General features: G+C 44.1%; 9 protein-coding genes. All 9 read left to right on the top strand.

The features are described from left to right. The 9 genes from ACKI5J_RS05835 (at window position 1) to ACKI5J_RS05875 (ending at window position 20,549) form a co-directional block, all read left to right on the top strand. On the top strand, window positions 1–1,977 hold the full coding sequence (locus ACKI5J_RS05835) for a glycoside hydrolase family 97 catalytic domain-containing protein (RefSeq protein WP_407427461.1): 1,977 nt from the start codon (window positions 1–3) through the stop codon (window positions 1,975–1,977). 20 nt (window positions 1,978–1,997) lie between these two features. Then, the gene (locus tag ACKI5J_RS05840) at window positions 1,998–4,607 is read left to right on the top strand and encodes a TIM-barrel domain-containing protein (RefSeq protein WP_407427463.1); all 2,610 of its coding nucleotides are present in this window, start codon (window positions 1,998–2,000) and stop codon (window positions 4,605–4,607) included. Window positions 4,608–4,677: 70 nt separating this feature from the next. Next, entirely contained in the window at window positions 4,678–5,634 is a 957-nt protein-coding gene (locus ACKI5J_RS05845; RefSeq protein ID WP_407427465.1) for a glycoside hydrolase family 43 protein, read from the top strand. Between the two features lie 29 nt (window positions 5,635–5,663). Then, the gene (locus ACKI5J_RS05850; protein WP_407427467.1) at window positions 5,664–8,084 is read left to right on the top strand and encodes a TIM-barrel domain-containing protein; all 2,421 of its coding nucleotides are present in this window, start codon (window positions 5,664–5,666) and stop codon (window positions 8,082–8,084) included. A 50-nt stretch (window positions 8,085–8,134) separates the two neighbouring features. Continuing rightward, window positions 8,135–8,626 (top strand): hypothetical protein, encoded by a 492-nt coding sequence (locus tag ACKI5J_RS05855; RefSeq protein ID WP_407427469.1) that lies wholly within the window; start codon window positions 8,135–8,137, stop codon window positions 8,624–8,626. A gap of 449 nt (window positions 8,627–9,075) precedes the next feature. Further along, the gene (locus ACKI5J_RS05860) at window positions 9,076–12,150 is read left to right on the top strand and encodes a SusC/RagA family TonB-linked outer membrane protein (protein WP_407427471.1); all 3,075 of its coding nucleotides are present in this window, start codon (window positions 9,076–9,078) and stop codon (window positions 12,148–12,150) included. 12 nt (window positions 12,151–12,162) lie between these two features. Next, on the top strand, window positions 12,163–14,118 hold the full coding sequence (locus tag ACKI5J_RS05865; protein ID WP_407427473.1) for a RagB/SusD family nutrient uptake outer membrane protein: 1,956 nt from the start codon (window positions 12,163–12,165) through the stop codon (window positions 14,116–14,118). 161 nt (window positions 14,119–14,279) lie between these two features. Continuing rightward, window positions 14,280–16,118, top strand: coding sequence for a sialate O-acetylesterase (locus ACKI5J_RS05870; protein ID WP_407427475.1), 1,839 nt, complete (start codon window positions 14,280–14,282; stop codon window positions 16,116–16,118). A 282-nt stretch (window positions 16,119–16,400) separates the two neighbouring features. After that, window positions 16,401–20,549 (top strand): two-component regulator propeller domain-containing protein, encoded by a 4,149-nt coding sequence (locus ACKI5J_RS05875; RefSeq protein WP_407427477.1) that lies wholly within the window; start codon window positions 16,401–16,403, stop codon window positions 20,547–20,549. The last annotated feature ends 105 nt before the right edge of the window (window positions 20,550–20,654 follow it).

The following is a 20,654-nucleotide window of genomic DNA, read 5'->3' on the forward strand; positions in this document are numbered from 1 at the left end:
ATGAAATATCAACTTTTTATATATAGATATCGTCGTTCCTTGCGGTTGGCTGCTCCTGGTTTTATGGTGGTTTTATTATCCTTCTGCTTTCAGCGATCCTTTGCTCAAAAACTTACTGTTCAGTCACCAGACAGGAAGATTGCAGTTAGTTTACACGAAGAAGGTACAGACAAGCAAGTGCTTTGGGTTTTGAAGACCTCCTATAGCAACGAAGGGAAAAGTACGGACGTGATTCCGGAAATAGCGCTGGGGCTGAAAAGAAGCGATCAGGATTTTTCAAAAGGCCTGAGGTTTGTTATAAGAAGTAATGAACGGCTGATACATGAAAAGTATAGCGCGCTCCACGGTAAGCGTTCCGAGCGTAGCAATTCGGCAAATGAAGTAGTTGTTGCTTTTGAAAATCCTGCAAAGGCGAAGATTAATGTAATTATCCGCGCTTACAATGACGGGATAACCTTTCGTTATGAGTTTCCCGGAAAGGGAGGAAATTATGTAATAGAGGATGAGCTTACATCATATACAGTGCCGAAGGAAACGAAACGCTGGATGCAAAAGTGGAACCCTGCCAATGAGGGGATTTATACTGTGATGAGTGATAGTGCTATACAGGTTAGGGAATGGTGCTATCCGGCGCTTTTTCAGACCGGCGATGCGTCTTGCTGGTACTTGTTGCACGAGGCAGATCTGGACCGAACCTATTGTGGGACGAAATTAAGTAACACGGCGGATGTGCATAAGTATAAGCTTACCTTTCCTGACCAGGGTGATGGGCGTGGACAGGGAGCATCGAAGCCGGTGATTTCGTTGCCATGGAAGTCGCCCTGGAGAGTTGTTATCATAGGCAGTTTGCAAAATATTGTAGCTTCAACTCTTGTTGATGATGTTTCTACACCATCACTTTTGAAGAAAACCGACTGGATCAAGCCGGGCAACGTATCCTGGAACTACTGGTCGAGCAATCATGGAACGAAAGATTATAAAATAGTAACAGATTTCGCTGACCTGGCCGCAGAAATGACCTGGCCCTATACTCTGCTGGATTGGGAATGGGATGGTATGACAAATGGTGGCAATGTTGAAGATGCTGCTAAATACATCCTATCAAAGGGAGTAAAGCCCTTGATCTGGTATAATTCAGGTGGAGATCATACCTGGGTGCCTTCAACGCCTAAGGACAGAATGCTGACGCATGAGAATCGGGTGGCCGAGTTCACTAAATTGAGGAGGATGGGCTTTTCCGGGGTGAAGATTGACTTCTTTGAGAGTGAAAAGCAGGATATGATCAAATACTATCTGGATATTCTGGATGATGCCGCTAAATTCGAGATGCTGGTCTATTTTCATGGCTGCCTTGTTCCTCGTGGCTGGGCAAGAACCTATCCGCATTTAATGACCTATGAGGGCGTGAGGGGAGCGGAATGGTACAACAACGGTCCGGAGTTTACCTACTCGGCACCGGAGCATAACACCATTCTTCCGTTTACACGTAATGTTGTTGGAGCAATGGATTATACCCCCGTTACTTTCACTAACTCCCAATTTCCGCATATCACTTCTTATGGTCATGAACTGGCACTGAGCGTCCTGTTTGAGTCGGCTTTGCAACACATGGCCGACCGTCCTGATGGATATCGGCTGCTGCCGGACTTCGCTAAGTCTTTTCTAAAGACAGTTCCAGCAGCCTGGGATGAAACAAAGCTGTTGGGCGGGTTTCCAGGCAAAGACGTTATAATAGCCAGACGGAAAGGTGACATCTGGTATATCGGCGGGATCAACGGTGAAATAAAAGAGAAAAAACAGACTGTTGCCCTGGGTTTTCTTAAACCTGATGCTACATACTCACTTAACCTGATAGCAGATGGTAAGCATGACAAAGAATTTGCTGTCAGATCCGGAGAAGTTGACTCTTCTGATTCTGTAGAGGTCAGACTACTTAGACGTGGTGGTTTCGTAGCCACTTTGACGCCAGTTAATTGAATATGAACTGAATTTTGATTATGAGAGCTTTAATATATTTACTGTTTTTTCTTCCCGTTGTTGCGTTGGGTCAGGCGTACCAAAAGCATTCGCTTCGTGCGGACAGGCTTTCTATAGAACTGTCGGATGGCATACTCCACCTCATTCCGCTTTCTGAAAAGGCAGTTAGAGTGCAGTGGGAAAAGGATGAAATACGAGAGGAACAGCAATTCGTTCTTATTAGTAAAACTGCTGTTCCGAAATTTAAATATTCGGAATCTCCGTCTCAACTGAGGTTGAATATGGATAAACTAACTGTTGTGTTCAATAAGCAGAGTGGAAGCCTGGAATTTATGGACAACCTGGGTGCCGTTTTTCTGAGCGAAAAAGCCGGTAGCAGGAAACTGGTTGCTGATACGGTTCTCGGAGAACGCTGCTTCGTTGCAGAACAGCGTTTTAATTCGCCCGAAGGAGAAAGCTTATTTGGTCTCGGTCAGTTCCAGGACGGGAATTTTAATCTCAGGAATGTAAGCAGAAAGTTAACGCAAGTAAACTCCCAGATAGCGATACCTTTCTTGTATTCGAGCAAAAACTATGGGCTCCTCTGGCACCAGTATGGTCTTACCTACTTTAATCCCACAGATAACCAGGTTCCACTTGAGAAAGGTGCGGTCTCTTCCGGAGAGAAAGGCGAGGTGGAAGTAACAACAACTTCGGGAACGCAGCGGGTGTCCCAGCAGCAGTCAGTTTATAATGGTAAATTCAGGGTTGACAAAGATGGCGAGTATTCCATTATGCTCGATTTGGGGGATATGGATAATCGGCATTTGGTGGTCATTGATGGAATTGCGCACATCGATCAGTCTAACTTATGGCTCCCTCCGTCTGCCGGGAAGCTGATCAGGCTGAAGGCGGGAGAGCATACCGTTCAGATTGTTTGTAAGGCAACGAACACCCCCAAGTTTTCATGGAAGCCTACTGAGGATGTTACTACGTTTCGCTCTCCTCACGCCAAATCGTTAGACTATGTGGTCTTTTGTGGGAAGGATGCAGATGAAATCATAGCAAACTACCGCAATTTAACGGGCAACGTACCTATGCTCCCCTTGTGGGCCTTCGGTTTCTGGCAGTGCCGCGAGCGTTATACTTCGGGTACACACCTGGTGGAAACGGTGAAAGAGTTTCGAAAGAGGAACCTTCCGATGGACGTTATTGTGCAGGACTGGCAGTATTGGGGAAAATATGGCTGGGGAGTGCCAAAGTTTGATGAGACTCATTATCCTGAACCAGCTAAGTTTATCAACGAACTGCATGACCTGAATGCAAGGTTATCTGTCTCGGTATGGGAAAATATTGACAAGAAGTCGGAAATCGCAAAGCCATATCTGGAAAAAGGGCTTTATATACCCAATAGTCCCTGGATTGATATTTATAATCCGGAAACGCAAAAAATGCATTGGAATGCATTGAACGATAATCTGTTTAGTCTGGGAGTGGATTCCTGGTGGATGGATGCTACGGAACCGGAGAATGATGCGCTTGCAGGAAGGAAGACCTATTTTGGCCTGGGTAATTTTTATCGTTTGACTTATCCTTTGTTTGTCAGCAAAGCTGTTTACGAGGGCCAGCGCAAGACCGATCCGAGCAAAAGGGTTGCAATCCTGACTCGTTCAGCTTTTGCTGGTCAACAGCGTTATGGGACAATTAACTGGTCAGGTGATATCGGCTGGAACTGGGATACGTTTAAGAGGCAAATAGTAGCAGGGCTGAATTTCAGCCTGACAGGAATGCCATACTGGACAACGGATATTGGCGGATTCTTCAGACCAGGACAATCTCAGTATACGGATGAGAAGTATCATGACATCTTAGTTCGTTGGTTTCAATGGGGTGCTTTTAATCCGGTTTTCAGGATACATGGTTACCAGTCGGAGACCGAGCCCTGGAAATATGGCGAAAAGGTAGAGAATGCCATGAGAAAGATGTTGAACCTTCGCTATCGCCTGATGCCTTATATCTATTCCACTGCATGGCAGGTGTCAAAGAATGGTTCAACGATAATGAGACCACTGGTTATGGACTTCAGTACAGACCAGAAAGCTGTTCAGCAAGGGTACGAGTATATGTTTGGGAAGTCAATGCTAGTTGCTCCTGTGACTGAGGCTGGTGTATTAGCCTGGGAGGTCTACTTGCCAAAGGACTTTGTATGGTATGATCTGTGGACTGGCAAAAAGTCCAGCGGAGGTCAGACACTGAGGGCAGACGCTTCTGAAAACAAGATTCCTGTTTTTGTGAAAGGTGGTTCGATCATTCCGCTTGGTAAACAAATGCAGTATACGGGTCAGAAATCTGCTGATACGCTTGAAATCCGGATTTATAAAGGAGCTGACGGACGGTTTGACATGTATGAAGACGAGGGTGACAATTATAATTATGAGAAAGGAAAGTATACGGTTATACCGTTTAAATGGAGTGAATCAACCAAGTCGCTGAGCATTGGATCACTTCAGGGTACCTTTGCTGGTAGTCTGAAGAGTCGGGTGTTCAATGTGGTTGTGGTAAAAGAAGGAGTCGGGATAGACGAAACCAATCATACTGTAGGCAAACTTATCACTTACAAGGGTAAAAATGTATCCATAAGACTGGAATAGCGGATATGAAGAAAAATATGCAATAGTTCCGGACACATAAAAACGAAATACTAATTATAACCAAATTGATATGAAAGCAACGTTTCTCACGGCCGCTTTGACCCTTGGTGTTATCTTCGCCGTCAAAGCTCAAAATCCGATCATTAAGCACATTTTTACGGCTGACCCGTCGCCGATCGTTCACAATGATACGGTGTTCCTATACACTAGCCATGATACAGCATCAGTGAAGGACACCAACTATAAGATGCCCGATTGGCATGTATTCTCTTCCACCGATATGGTCACATGGAAAGATCATGGAGCTTTACTGTCTCCTAAAACATTTTCCTGGGCAACAGGTGACGCTTATGCGGCACAGTGTATTGAACGCGACGGTAAGTTCTACTGGTTTGTTTCCACTTTTCATAAGAATGACGGACGAAGCAAAGGGGGGGCGGCTATTGGTGTAGCGGTATCCGACAGACCTACAGGTCCGTTTAAGGATGCTATCGGACAGGCTCTTATTATTAATGAGATGACTAAAGATTTGCCACATGCCTGGGATGATATCGACCCGACTGTATTGATTGATGATGACGGTCAGGCGTATATGTATTGGGGTAACGGAAGTTTAAAATGGGTAAAACTGAAGAAGAACATGATCGAAATGGATGGTCCGATTACTACATTGAAGCCGAAAAACTTTATTGAAGGTCCCTGGGTGTATAAACGTAACGGGCTGTATTACTTGGTGTATGCCAGCGCCGGCACTAAGCCTGAAATGATAGAGTATTGTACCGCTACAAGTCCGACAGGCCCCTGGACCTACCGAGGTATTATTCAGGAAAATGTTCCCAATAGCTTTACAACCCACCCCGGCATTCTGGATTACAAAGGGAAGTCTTATTTTTTCTATCATAATGGAGTGCTACCGACTGGAGGCAGCTACAGACGTTCCATTTGTGTAGATTATATGTATTATAACGCAGATGGAACTATACAAAAGATAGTTCAGACCACTAAGGGCGTAGATCCAGTTAAATAGCTATATTGTATCGACCATAGATAAACCGAATGATAAACCGCTTTATAAGTGCATTGGTATGTATCCTCACCAGTACATGCTACTTCTCAAATGCCCAGAACTTCCAAAGGACTAGCACTGGAGTAAAAACGAAGTTTGGCTCCAGTGAGATTGAAATACGTTTCTACTCTCCGTCAATTGTGAGGATTTTGAAATCGCCGGAGTCGGGAATGATCGTGAAAGAAAGTTTATCCGTGATCAAAACACCAGAGAAAACATCCTTCAGCGTGAAGCTGGTGGGTGAAGAGTTGCAATTGTCTACTACGGATATCCAGGTTGCGTACAATCAAAAGAATGGTCAGTTATCCTATGGAACCCCGAGGCAAAAAAAGCTATTAAGGGAAAAAGCGTCGGGCTCTTCCTTCAAACCCTTCAATGATGCCGGTAGTCAGACATATAGCGTGACACAGGTGTTTGATCTGGAAAAGGATGAGAGTATATATGGTTTAGGTTCGCAGCAACAAGGTAGGATGGTACAACGGAATCTGAAGTTAAATATGGTTCAGGGCAATACCGATGACTACGTTCCCTTCTTTCAATCGGTAAAAGGATATGGGCTGTTCTGGGATAATTATTCTCCAACTGTCTTTGAAGATGGTCCCGGTGGTACTTCTTTCCAGTCGGAGGTAGGGGAGGGCATAGATTACTATTTCATGTATGGTGGTAATGCTGACGGAGTCATCGCAAAAATGAGAGATCTTACTGGTCAGGCTCCGATGTTTCCATTGTGGACTTACGGTTTTTGGCAAAGCAAGGAACGATATAAAAGCCAGAACGAGCTGGTCGATGTAGTAAAGAAGTACCGTGAGCTGGGTGTGCCGTTAGACGGCATCATACAGGACTGGCAATATTGGGGAAACAACTATTTGTGGAATGGTATGGAATTTCTAAATGGTGAATTTTACAACCCCAAGAAGATGGTGGATGATGTACATGCGCTGAATGCAAAAATGATTATTTCCATATGGTCGTCTTTCGGACCCCATACCAAACCTTTCAGGGAAATGGAGAAGCAAAATATGCTTTTGAATTTCGAAACATGGCCTCAGGCCGGGACAGATACCTGGCCCCCAAACATGGATTATCCATCCGGAGTACGTGTATATGATGCTTATAATCCTGCAGCCCGTGACATTTATTGGAAGTACTTAAAGAAGGGGATCTTTTCTTTGGGGATGGACGGATGGTGGATGGATTCCACGGAACCTGACCATTTAAGTTTCAAGCCCGAAGACTTCGACAACAAAACGTTTCTGGGATCATTCAGAAAGGTTAGAAATGCGTATCCATTGATGACTGTTGGCGGTGTGGCCGAACGTCAAAAATTAGATAGCGAGGCGAAAAGAGTGTTTATTCTTACCCGCTCAGCTTTCGCCGGCCAGCAACGGTTTGGTGCTAACATGTGGTCGGGAGATGTAACAGCTTCCTGGCAGGCTTTGGAAAACCAGATATCCGCAGGACTAAATTTTTCGTTAACCGGAATTCCCTATTGGAATAGCGATATAGGAGGATTTTTTCTTTCTAAATTTCCTTTGAAGCTAAATGATCCGGAATACCGGGAACTGTATGTAAGATGGCTGCAGTTTGGGGCATTTACCCCGATGATGCGCTCTCATGGAGCTGATGCGCCCCGCGAAATCTATCAATTTGGTACCAGGGGAGGCAAGGCCTTTGATGCGATCGAAAAATTTATTCACTTAAGATACCGCTTGTTGCCCTATATCTATTCTACATCCTGGGAAGTTACGGCCAGACAGTCGAGTATGATGCGGGCATTGATGATGGATTTTGCTGAAGATCAAAAAGTGCTGGATATTAATAATCAATTTATGTTTGGTAAGGCTATTCTGGTAGCGCCGGTTACCCAACCGATGTACATTAAAGTCGCTCAGGGAGCAGGTAGTCCGGAGGAAGATTTCAGTACCATCAAGAGTAAAGAAGTTTATTTGCCACAAGGGGCTAGCTGGTACGACTTCTGGACAGGTGAGAAGAGTATTGGTGGTAGAAACATAAATAAAAAAGCGCCTATTGATATTATTCCGCTTTTTGTGAAATCCGGTTCAATAATACCTCTCGGCCCCAAAGTGCAGTACGCGAAAGAAAAGGACTGGAGTAATCTGGAGATACGCGTATACCCCGGAGCTAACGGATCATTTACCCTCTATGAGGATGAGAATGACAATTATAATTATGAAAAAGGGGTTTATTCAACCATCACTTTCGATTGGGATAATGCAAGGAGGACTCTGGTTATAGGTAGCAGAAAAGGCTCTTTTCCAGGAATGCTTAAGGCTAGAAAGTTTAATGTTGTCTTGGTTGGGGAAGGGCAAGTGATGCGAAATCTTGAAGGGGATGATTCATTTGACAAAATTATAAGCTATTCTGGTAAAAAGGTGGCCGTGGAATTTTGATGTCTTTGAATATCAAGTATGTTCTGTAAATTAGCATGAAATCGAAGGTTATGAAAAATTACGCGTCAGCCATTGTGGGTATTGTTTCAGTTCTTGTTTACGGTTGTGGTTCGGGCAACGATAGCAAGCAATCGAATTCGGGTAACCAATCTGCTCAGGATTCGGTTCAAAGCAGCCAGTGCTACATTGCAATCGATGGTCCGGATACAGCCTATCTTAATTTGGACAGCCGCGCTAACGGCAAAATCACGGGCAAACTGTTAATTGATTTTTCGGAAAAACCGAATAATGACGGGACTTTTGAGGGAGAGTTTAAAGGTGATACCTTATATGCGAATTACGTTTTTACGACGGGTGAGAATAAAACGCTATATAAAAATCCACTTGCCTTTTTGAAAGATGGCAGTAAGTTACTTCTAGGTGTAGGGGAAATTGAGTCTTACCTCGGAAAGGCGTATTTTAAGAAGGGAACTGTAATTGACTTTGACAGGGGCCGTTTCAAATTTGACACGCTGGATTGTAAAGACCAGAAGTTGAAGTAATATTTCTTACGATTTAGCATCCGTATTCTTCTTTTAAATTACTGTCAGGTATCGGCTTCGTCCCTAACTGACGGCATGGGGTTCGTACGCTTGTAAGCATTTGGTTGATTATCTTCGGTTTAAGTGTGGTGTTTATGTCTGTTAATGCCCGATTTAACATTTTTACCCGAAATATAACGAATGCTTTCCGTCACTATATGTGATTCGCCTATATCTTTACCTTCAGGAAAACAGCCATAAAACCTGTATTTATTATCTACTTATTATCTACTTAACTATCTAGCCGGATTTACACTGAAACAGCTTGCCAGGGTCTTTTAAAATATTAGCCCATTCCGTGTAATTGTTTATTGCGATATCCGTCCAGGCATTTGAGACAATAGTATCAACAACCAATCAATTTTATAATACGTTATGCAAACCAATTTTGAACTAATCAACAATCATTTATGACACGATTTTTATTAAATCCCTATCGGAAGGAATGGATACTTACCATGTTTTCCTTGCTTCTTTGCTTATCCACTTTTGCTCAGACAAAGTCCATCAGTGGAACCGTATTAGACGATCAAAATCAACCTTTACCAGGGGCATCTGTGAAAGCTAAGTCGGGAACCGGTTCTGCTTCGACTGATGTAGAAGGAAGGTTCAGGCTGAATGTTCAGGCCAACGAGCAAACTTTAGTAGTATCGTTTGTAGGTTTCAATACACAAGAAGTACGTATTGCCGGACAAACAACCGTTACGGTGAGAATGGCAGCCGACAGCAAGGTTCTGGAGGACGTTGTTGTAGTAGGTTACGGTACACAGCGTGCTGAAGCTGTTACAGGCTCTGTCGCGTCTATTCGCGGTGACGCAATTCGCGATGTTCCTTCAGCAAATATTTCACAGGCGTTACAAGGTCGCTTGCCTGGGGTGGAGTTTTCTCAAACCTCATCACAACCGGGAGCTGCCATGCAGATACGTATTCGCGGTACAAGATCCCTGACCGCGAGTAATGATCCGCTGGTGGTTCTGGACGGAATTCCTTTCGCCGGATCTATTGCTGATATCAATCCCAACGACATTAAAAGTGTCGATATCTTGAAGGATGCTTCTGCTACTGCAATCTATGGTTCCCGCGGTGCGAATGGAGTTATTTTGGTCACCACTAATAAAGGAATCACTGGCCAAAAAGCGAAATTAAGCTATAACGGCTTTGCCGGACCTAAAAGTATCTTTGCCAGGTATCCTATGATGAATGGTCCGGAGTTCGTTGAGCTCCGTAAAGCCGCTGGCGGCGTATTTACGAACTCATTGGATGAGGCTGACGATGTGGATACTGATTGGCAAGACCTTCTCTACAAAACAGGTATGATGATGAGTCATGATGTCGGTGTTTCTGGTGGTACAGAGCAGGGAAGCTATAATTTTAATGTTGGATATCTCGAAGACGAAGGAGTTGTGCCTACTCAACAGTACAGACGATTTTCGCTTAGAGGTAGTCTTGATCAGAACATAGGTCAGTATTTCCGCGTCGGGTTTAATACAAATAACAACTTTAATATTACTGATGGTGCTAACGTAGGGCTATACGGAGTGCTAAGTGCTTCTCCTATCGCTAATCCGTACAACGAAGATGGCAGCTGGAAGAGGATCATCAGAATGCCACGGGATGATCAGTGGATTTATTCCAGAGAAATTGTTGAAGATTTGAAGGATACCTGGTTAACTCAAAATAGAGCCTATGGTTCGTACAACACACTCTACGGAGAATTTAAGGTTCCTGGAGTTGATGGTTTGAAATACCGTGCCAACGTTGGCCTTAATTATCGCCAAAGCAACAACGGTAGTTTTGTAGGAAGGGGTATTACATCGGCTAATCCAGAAACAGAATCCAGCGCATCGATTAGTAATGCTCTGACAACTGATTGGACGATCGAAAACTTGCTAACCTATGATCGTACTATTGCTGAAAAACATCAGATAAACGTAGTCGGCTTGTACTCTGCTTCTCAAAACAGGTATAACAGGTCAGCCACATCTGCAAGGGACATACCTAATGAAGCGTTTCAGTTCTACAATCTTGGAAGTGCAGCCGGGGAGATCACGGTAAGTCCTGAGGATAACGGCTATACTGTTAGTGGCCTGATGTCCTGGATGGGACGTGTGATGTACTCATACGATAATCGCTACATGATTTCGGCTACACTACGTTCCGACGGATCTTCCAGGTTGGCGCCAGGACATAAATGGCATACTTATCCGGCGGTCTCTGTAGGATGGAATATCTCAAAAGAGTCATTTATGGAAAGCGTCCCGGCTATCAATATGCTGAAGTTGCGCGCAGGCTATGGACAAACTTCAAATCAGTCGATTGCGCCTTACGCGACATTGGGACGCCTGGGCACCAGACCGTACAATTTTGGAAATGAGTACTCTACCGGTTACTATGTAACGGAGTTGCCAAATCCGGATTTGGGTTGGGAGTATTCTACTACATGGAATTATGGGCTAGATTTCTCGTTGTTTGATAGCCGTCTGTCTGGTACAGTCGAATATTACCAGACCAAGACACATGATTTGCTGTTAGGCGTTGGCTTACCTCCAACGTCGGGAGTGGGAAGCTATACCGCAAATGTTGGAAAGACTGAAAATAAGGGTATTGAGCTTTCCTTAAACGGAGTAATATTGGACAATGTCAATGGCTGGACGTGGGAAGCTGGCGTCAACTTATACGCTAACCGTAATAAACTAGTGTCTTTGGCATCTGGTTCCACAGAGGATAGGACTAATTGGTGGTTCGTAGGTCATCCGATTGATGTAATTTTTGACTACGAGAAAACAGGTCTGTGGCAAGAGGGAGATCCTCATCGCGAAGTTCTTGAACCTGGTGGTAACGTCGGTATGATCAAGGTAAAATATACAGGTGGATATAAAGAAGACGGAACACCTCTGCGTGCAATTAACTCCGATGATATGCAGATCATGAGTATCGAGCCGAAGTTTCAAGGTGGGTTCAATACCAGGGTAGCCTATAAAGGTTTTGACTTGACAGCTATCGCTGCGTTCAAAAAGGGAGGTATATTAAACAGTACGCTGTATTCATCTTCAGGATACCTGAACATGATGAGCGGTCGCCGGGGAAATGTGAAAGTAGATTACTGGACTCCGGAAAATACAGATGCAAATTATCCAAAGCCGGGAGGTATTGCCAGTGGTGACAATCCTAAATATGGAAGCACGCTGGGTTACTTTGACGCATCTTATCTCAAGATCCGTACTATTTCTCTTGGATATAATTTCAGCCAGAACATGCTGAAGAGTGTTGGTGTAGACAGGCTAAGAGTTTATTTTACTGCACAGAATCCGTTTGTTCTTTTCTCTCCTTATCATAAGGAATCAGGTATGGATCCTGAAACAAATTCATTGGCCACTGAGAACGTCGCAGTTGCTTACTCGCAAAATCTGAGACGCTTGTTGACAATAGGAACTAACTCTCCATCAACTCGTAGCTATCTGCTTGGTGTTAATTTAACATTTTAAAGTTTATCAATCATGAGAAATACACATATAAAGGCTTTTGTGGGAGCAGCGTTGCTCACGTTGTTTTCTTCCGGTTGTAAGGATATTCTGGACGAACAACCCCGCAGTATTTACGAACCTAGTTATTTTACGACGGCAAACGGTGTAAATGGAGGGTTAACTTCATTATATGCACATCTTCGGTATATCTACGGGCAGGCATATTATTACAATACTACAATTACCGGCACAGATGAAGCAACTTACGGAAGGGATGCCGACCAAAACTTTAAGGATATGGATCTGTCTGGAGTTGGGCAGATTACTCCAGAGAGCAGCCGTTCGGACGCTATTTGGGCTCCTGCATTTTATAATATTAACACGGCCAGTGGCATAATAGAAAACGCTACTGCAGTGGGGATTTCGGATGCCCTGATAGCTGAAGCACGATTTTTTAGGGCGTTTGACTATTTTCTGCTTGTGCAGACATTTGGCGGAGTTCCTCTGGATTTAGGAGCCGGTGAGTTAAAATTTAATACCTCGCCATCGCGCTACTCCGTCCGTAATACAGTGCCGGAGGTGTATACCAAAGCTATATTTCCGGATCTGCTGCAAGCTATAAATGACTTACCTCAGACTGGACGGGTAACCGGCGGCGCTACAAAGACACTCGCTCGTTTATATCTGGCGAAAGCGTATCTGACTTATGGCTGGTGGCTTGAAAACCCCAATAATATACCAACCTATCCCGAAACGCCCAGGACTGACCCAGACGGTCATAACGCTCAGTGGTATTACCAGCAGGCATACGATGTGGCAGTAGCAGGAATTGACAATCCCGGGCCATTTGGATTGCAGCCTACATACTATGACGTGAATCTGGCCCAGAATGATCGTAATAATGAAATCATGCTGTTTGCTGATCATACAGAGGATAGTGAGTTCTATAACGGAGGTAGTCTTACTTTCGGCAGTGGTGGGGCGCCGGATAATTTTGCAGGTTGGATGATGACGTGGAACTATACCGACATCAGGAGTGCTACCGCTACTGACTGGAGTACGGTTATCAGTTCAGTTCAGCGCGAAGCAGCGCAGGCGTTAGGACGTCCATGGACACGTATGAGTCCTACTATCGGTGCGATCGTTAACACCTTTACAGATAAAACTATCGATTCGCGGTACGACGGTACCTTTACAACTGTTTACAGAGCCAATTGGCCAAAGGCAGGGGGTAACAATATTCCTGGTTTTGTATATAATGCTAATAATCTTCAGGTTCTGCCGGGACAGCCAATACTTACTTTCTTAAACGAGGAACCCGGTACACCTATCGACTACTCAAATACAGTGTATAAAAGTGGTGTTGGTGCAGGCGTGTTGCCGGGAAGAGCAGATTTTGTCATTTCCCCAAGAGGCATAAGCAGGGTGGTCTACCCGGGTCTCTGGAAACTTGGCCCTTACCGTACAGATAATGCCGGTGGGTTAGGTCAGCCGAACGCCGGCAGTACCCGGCCATTTAATATCGCTAAGTTCTCAGAACTCTACTTTGTTGCTGCAGAAGCTGCTGTAAAAGGAGCCAATGCTCAAGCTGGGAAAAGTGCCAGAGATTTAATCAATGTTATCCGTGCCCGCGCTGCTAAATGGCGTTGGGACAATAATGGCAATGCAGCCAGAACAGAAGATAACAGTGCTGCAATGACCGCTGCAACTCCTTCTACCATTACCATCAACTATATTCTTGCGGAACGTTCCAGAGAGTATTTTGGAGAGGGATATCGTTGGTATGACTTGATACGCACGCAGAAATGGAATGAACTTGCGTCTTCTTATCAAATCTGCGGACCAAATAAAGGAGACCATGAGCCAATAACCGTACAGCGCACCATCGAGCCAAGACATTATCTGCGTCCTATTCCTATTGGGCAGATCAACGCTATGGAGATGTCAGAAGCAGAGAGGAAAGCTTATCAGAACCCTGGATACAACTAACAACATCGAAAATGGCTGTCATATTATGACAGCCATTCTTTTACATGCATTTCTAACCGTCTATGGATCGGAGTAAACTACTTTTATTTGTTTTTTTTAACCTTTTCTTTTTTCAACACACCTTCTCTCAAGTGACTCTTCCGCGACTAATCCGGGATAGTATGGTTCTACAGCGGGATGCCAAGCTCAATATATGGGGGTGGGCGTCACCGGGTGAAAAAGTGAGTGTTCGGTTTAACCGTAAATCGGTCTCGACAATAGCAGCGTCTGACGGCAGGTGGAAAGCCACCCTTCCTGCGATGAAAGCCGGGGGGCCTTACGTCATGCATATAAAGGGCAAAAATACCATCCAGCTTGAGGATGTTCTAATAGGAGATGTATGGCTTTGTGCAGGCCAGTCGAATATGGTGCATCAACTGTCATTACATAACATTAGATACGCCTCTGATATTGCAGAAGCAAATTATCCGGAGATTCGGCAATTTTGGGTAGCTACCAAAACCAGTCTGACCGGACCAGAAAAAGACTTTTCCAGCGGCAGCTGGAAGTCGGCAAATCCCACGGATGTTGAAGATTTCTCTGCAGTTGCTTACTTCTTCGCAAAGCAAATTCATCGAAAGTATCGTGTGCCAATAGGAATAATCAATACGAGTGTGGGCGGCACACCGATAGAAGCCTGGACCAGTGAGGATGGATTGAAAGATTTCGCGGAAATCGCTGCTACCATATCGAAAAATAAAGACACATCATATGTTAACCATATAAACCGAAAAGCAGCTGCGAGTCAGAAAATTGCCCCGGCCATTATAGACAAGGGGTTAACCGGTGAGATCAAATGGTACGACAGAAATTTTGTGCCTAAAAGCTGGCAAAGAATAAGTGTTCCCGGCTATTGGGAAGACCAGGGTTTAGGGAACCTGAATGGTGTAGTGTGGTATAGGCGAGAGGTAAATATCCCTAAGGAAATGACGGGTGTTCCCGCCAGGCTATTCTTAGGTCGGATAGTTGACGCAGATATGGTCTATGTGAACGGGAGACAAATAGGGCAGACGGGCTATCAATACCCTCAAAGGAGGTATGCTGTAGAGCCAGGAATTCTTACGCCAGGCAAAAATATACTGGTCGTACGCGTGCAGAATACTGGTGGAAAAGGAGGCTTTGTGCCAGACAAACCTTATCATGTAGAGGCAAATGGAAAGATTATTGAACTTACCGGATATTGGCACTACAAGGTAGGGGAAGTCTATTCACCCACGAAGCGAAATGGTGTTGAGTCTATCTCGGCTCAGAATCAGCCAACATCTTTGTTTAATGCCATGGTAGCACCTGCGGCTAACTTCCCGATTAAAGGTGTGCTCTGGTATCAGGGGGAAAGCAATTCAGGCAACGCTCTGCAATATCGCGAATTATTACCCGCTTTGATCAAAGATTATCGCAGGGTGTTCTCTCAACCTTTGCTTCCATTTTTATATGTGCAGCTGCCCAATTTTGGCGATGCTAATTATCTGCCGGCCGAAGGCAGCTGGCCTATTTTGCGTGAGGCAGCTTTGCATACATTGGAAGTGCCCAATACCGGCATGGCAGTGACCATAGACTTAGGAGAATGGAACGACATTCATCCAGATAATAAAAAGGACGTTGGTGAGAGGCTGGCGCTTGCAGCAAGAACGCTTGTTTATAATGAACGTAACGTTGTTTCTTCAGGGCCACTTTTCAAGTCATCACACATAGATGAAAATAAGATCATTATTGAGTTCGACCATATTGGCAGTGGTCTGGTTGCGAACGACGGAGAGGAACTTTCGCACTTTGCAATTGCTGATGACAGCAAGAGATTCGTCTGGGCAAAAACCAGGATTGAAGGAAATAAGGTTATCGTTTGGGCTGAGGGCATGAATAATCCTAAGTATGTGCGGTATGCATGGTCAGATAATCCGGCAGGCGCAAACCTTTTCAATCTGGAGGGCTTACCTGCATCTCCTTTCCGAACGGATAAGTAATCTTACGCTTTATCACCACCGGGAAATGGAAAGGGACACCTTCACGTTATAGATAGCTGTTGGTATGAACATCTGAAAAAGGACATTTCCTTTAACATGCCTCAGATTTAATGTGTATTTTCGTTTGACCAATTTTGTAAGATTTGTAACTCTAACCAATAATCTAAACATATGTAAGAGCATCAGATAGTCACAAAATGGTATCCAGAGAGTCTTTTGCCTATGTTAAATTTCTTGATATCAAAATCATTTTCCTGTTTTTGCATACTACTTTTATTGATCATGCAAGGGGCATATGCCCAGGAGCGAAAAATAAATTTCACGTCTCTGACGTCGAAAGACGGGCTTTCGTCTAACGTAGTTACCGCCATGGTGAAAGATCGTTTTGGCATCATGTGGTTTGCTACTGAGGATGGCTTAAATAAGTATGACGGGACCAGTTTTACCGTGTACAGACACATTGCTGGTGATAGTAGCAGTTTGCCAACTAATGAGGTGGTGTCATTACATGAAGATGGCTCAGGCACTTTATGGATAGGCACCAATGGCGGATCAATCTGTTCCTATGACAGGCAGCAAGATAAGTTCAGAGCGCTGCCTCCTCATGAGGGTTTTAATAATAAAAATAACGTTATCAGGGCCATTGCCAGTGACTACCTCGGGAATTTGTGGATTTCCAATGTCAATGGTCTCAGCGTACGGAACGCCAAAACAGGGAAGTTGACTACTTTTCCTGTAGGCCCTGCAAGAAGCGGACGTCTGGCTAGTAAAACTGTGCTTTGTATTTTCGAAGATAGCAAGCGCAGACTATGGGTCGGATCAGCAGATGGTCTGTTTCTGTACAATAGGGCAAAAAATACATTTTCCCATTACACTAACATTCCAAACGATGCAAGTAGCTTGCCAGGTAATGCGGTAAGAAGCGTAGAAGAGGATGCGAACGGCTCCATCTGGGTAGGTACGGATCATGGACTTGGTATGCTGCTTCCAGAGGGGGGGAAGTTTAAAAAGTTTCGCTACGGCGAAGGTGAAGGCCAAATAAGCAGCAGCGATATTTACGCGGTGGTGGCAGAACCAAATGGTAAACTTTGGTTAGGCACTGAGGACGGAATTAGCGTCCTGGATATTCATTCGGGCGATATCGACGTTTACAAGCCCGATAGTCGAAATATCTACAGCCTGTCTGGTAAGTCAGTTCGCTGCGTTTATATTGACGACCTCGGTACACATTGGATAAGTACCTATAAAGGGGGTATCAATAAGTCGGATGTAAATTTAAACCTATTTAATCTCAAGCAAAGCAATCCCTTCGATGATCGGGGGCTAAGTTCTTCAAATGTAACCTCTTTCGAAGAAACTCATGACGGCAGAATTTTTATAGGAACAGATGGAGGCGGATTGAATTTATTTGACCGCCGTACCGGATTATTTCGTCATTTTGATTTAAAGCCGGCGAACGCTGTTTCATCTAAATTGGCTATCCTTTCTCTTGAGATGAGCAAGGATAATAAATTGTGGATTGGTACCTATGTCAACGGACTCTTTGCACTTGATGTGCGTACTGGTAAGTATGAGCAATTTACCAAGAGTTCGGGTGAGAGTCTGATCAACAATAATGTGTTTTGCTTAAAAGAAGATTCGAAAGGACACATCTGGATTGGTACCAATGGGGATGGAATAAGCATTTATAATCCGAAGACAAAAGCATTTACATCAATACATAAAAATACATCCGCCGCAGGAACTCTTCGCCTGCCTACTAACGGTTATATCCGGGCTATAGAGGAAGACAGCCGAGGAGATATTTGGATCGGCTCCCATGGCTCTGGCCTGGCTGTATTCACTCCGGGAACTAAATCCTTCAGGCTTTACGATAAAGCCAACAGCCGGCTTCCTAATAACGTGGTTTTATCCGTAGTGATGGACAAAAGCAAAAAAGTATGGGTAGGAACCCGCGGAGGCTTAAGTTTGTTCAACGAAAAAAGCGGCCAGTTTATATCCTTTTCAGAAAAGGACGGATTATCGAATGCTGTGGTTTATGAAATTGTGGAGGATGGAAAAGGGCTCTTGTGGCTAAGCACGAACTCCGGGATCAGTAGTTTCGATCCGAAAACCAGGAAGTTTCACAACTATAATACCTACAATGGCGTCCAAAATAGTAATTTCAACAGTGGTGCAGGACTGAGGACTTCAGATGGCGAGCTGTTTTTTGGCGGTCAGGACGGTTTTAATCACTTCAATCCGGCAAATTTAAAAACGGATGCTAATGTTCCTTCTGTGTTGATTACTGAATTGAAAGTAGACAATAAAGTAGTCGGTCCGGGAGAAGAGTCGCCTATTAGTGAACATATCACCGTTTCGAAGGATATCCATCTTGATTATGCGCAAAACTTTTCTCTGGATTTCGTTGCTCTGAGTTATGTCACTCCGCAGCAATACCAGTATGCGTACAAGCTCGATGGCTTCGATAGGTCGTGGAACCATGTAGGCCCTTCCCGAACGGCTTCATACACAAATCTGGATCCTGGAGAATATGTGTTCAAGGTGAGAGCCATGGATGCGGATGGGACTAAATATGGTGAAATAACAACGATCAGGATACACGTGAAGCCGCCGTTCTGGCTGACGATTTATGCCTACATATTGTATGCTGCTACAGGTCTGGGGATCTTGTTATACGTTCGATATCGTGGAATTCAAAAGTTGAAAAGGAAATTCGAAGCAGAACAAGAAAAGAGCAAGGCAAAGCAGTTGCTCGAACAGGAGCGAAAGGAAGCAGAACGTTTGCATGAGCTCGATATGTTGAAAATCAAGTTTCTAACGAATTTAAGTCATGAGTTTCGCACGCCTATTTCTCTCATTATGGGGCCAGTCGATACTCTTCTATCCGAAGAAAAATTTGAATCCGGGAGCAGCCACCTGTTCATGATTAAGCGCAATGCCCGGAGACTTTTGAACCTCGTGAACCAACTCTTAGACTTCCGGAAAATGGAAGAGCGGGAGTTGCGGTTGAGCCTATCAGAAGGCGAGGTTATTTCTTTTGTGAAAGATGTATCTGAACTGTTCAGGGATCTGAGTGCACGAAAGAATATTGCCCTGATCTTTGAGAGCCAGCTTCACTATTTTAACACTTCTTTTGATCATGACAAATTGGAGCGTATCCTCTTTAATATATTATCAAACGCATTCAAGTTTACACCGGCAGGCGGAACCATTAAGGTCGAAGTGGAGAAGAATCATAACGAAAACGCACCGTCAGGTTCCGGCATAGTTGTTAAAATATCTGATACGGGTATTGGAATACCTCCTGATAAGAAGGAGAAGATCTTTAATCGGTTTTTCCAGGGGGATTCCAACGCGTCAGTCCTTAATCAGGGTAGTGGCATCGGCTTATCGATTACCAAAGAATTTGTGAAAATGCATGGGGGAAGCATTAGCGTGATAAGCGAGCAGAGTAAAGGGAGTTGTTTTGTAATTAATTTTCCGTTTGTCTCGGAAAAGTTTGCTGAAAAAACGGTTGATAGCCTTGTTGCATCGGTTGCAGCGGAACAGCAATTGAATGATGATATTTTGGAACCACAAAATGAAATTGCTGTGATAGAGGATGTAGCCGAATCCGGAGTTTCAGCTTCGGTCGACATGCCGACAGTCTTACTCGTTGAAGATAATGATGATTTTCGATTCTATCTCAAAGACAACCTAAAGAGCTTTTATCGTGTTTATGAAGCTTCCAACGGAAAAGAAGGCTGGCAGAAAGCCCTAGCGCATCATCCACAGATTATTGTTAGCGATATAAGTATGCCCTTTATGGACGGAATAGAACTTTGCAACAAAGTCAAAGCTGATAAACGGACCAGTCATATTCCGATCATTTTGTTAACAGCTCTTACCGGAGAAGAGGAACAGATCAGGGGTTTGCAAACAGGAGCAAATGATTACATGACTAAGCCCTTCAACTTTGAAATCCTGAACGCTAAAATTAAGAACCTGCTGGTTTTAAACCGGACACTGAAAGATACCTATACCAAGCAGATAAAAGTCCAGGCTCCTGAATTGGTAATCGAATCGCAAGGCGATATTTTACTCAATAAAATTATGCTCTATCTGGAAGAAAATCTCAATAATCCGAAATTGTCGGTTGAGGATCTGAGCAGACATGTGGGTATGAGCAGAGTATCGTTGTATCACAAGATATTGGAACTTACCGGCCAGTCTCCCGTAGAGTATATCCGGTCAATCAAATTAGAAAGGGCGGCGGTTTTGCTGGAGAAAAGCGATCTGAACGTTGCGCAAATCTCTTATATGGTGGGGTTTGCTACCCCTAACTACTTTGCAAAGTCGTTCAAATCCCGCTTTAATATGCAGCCATCTGAGTATATGGCAGCTAAACGGAAGAGTGCAGAGAGTAAGATCAAGCTGGAAAAGTCATAAATCAGTCTGATACCACCTTATATCAACGCTACTTTTATACTTTCGATTGATTATATTTACAGCAGGTTGTATCGTGAAAGCCCAAATGAACAATATTACGGATCA

The sequence above is a fragment of the Arcticibacter sp. genome (genome assembly GCF_045629565.1).
Taxonomy (GTDB): Bacteria; Bacteroidota; Bacteroidia; order Sphingobacteriales; family Sphingobacteriaceae; genus Arcticibacter.

What these genes read in the sequence shown, in the direction of transcription:
- ACKI5J_RS05875 (WP_407427477.1), top strand. Translation starts at nt 16,401, where the DNA reads ATGCAAGGGGCATATGCCCAGGAGCGAAAAATAAATTTCACGTCTCTG.
- ACKI5J_RS05870 (WP_407427475.1), top strand. Translation starts at nt 14,280, where the DNA reads ATGGTTCTACAGCGGGATGCCAAGCTCAATATATGGGGGTGGGCGTCA.
- ACKI5J_RS05860 (WP_407427471.1), top strand. Translation starts at nt 9,076, where the DNA reads ATGACACGATTTTTATTAAATCCCTATCGGAAGGAATGGATACTTACC.
- ACKI5J_RS05855 (WP_407427469.1), top strand. Translation starts at nt 8,135, where the DNA reads ATGAAAAATTACGCGTCAGCCATTGTGGGTATTGTTTCAGTTCTTGTT.
- ACKI5J_RS05850 (WP_407427467.1), top strand. Translation starts at nt 5,664, where the DNA reads ATGATAAACCGCTTTATAAGTGCATTGGTATGTATCCTCACCAGTACA.
- ACKI5J_RS05840 (WP_407427463.1), top strand. Translation starts at nt 1,998, where the DNA reads ATGAGAGCTTTAATATATTTACTGTTTTTTCTTCCCGTTGTTGCGTTG.
- ACKI5J_RS05835 (WP_407427461.1), top strand. Translation starts at nt 1, where the DNA reads ATGAAATATCAACTTTTTATATATAGATATCGTCGTTCCTTGCGGTTG.
- ACKI5J_RS05865 (WP_407427473.1), top strand. Translation starts at nt 12,163, where the DNA reads ATGAGAAATACACATATAAAGGCTTTTGTGGGAGCAGCGTTGCTCACG.
- ACKI5J_RS05845 (WP_407427465.1), top strand. Translation starts at nt 4,678, where the DNA reads ATGAAAGCAACGTTTCTCACGGCCGCTTTGACCCTTGGTGTTATCTTC.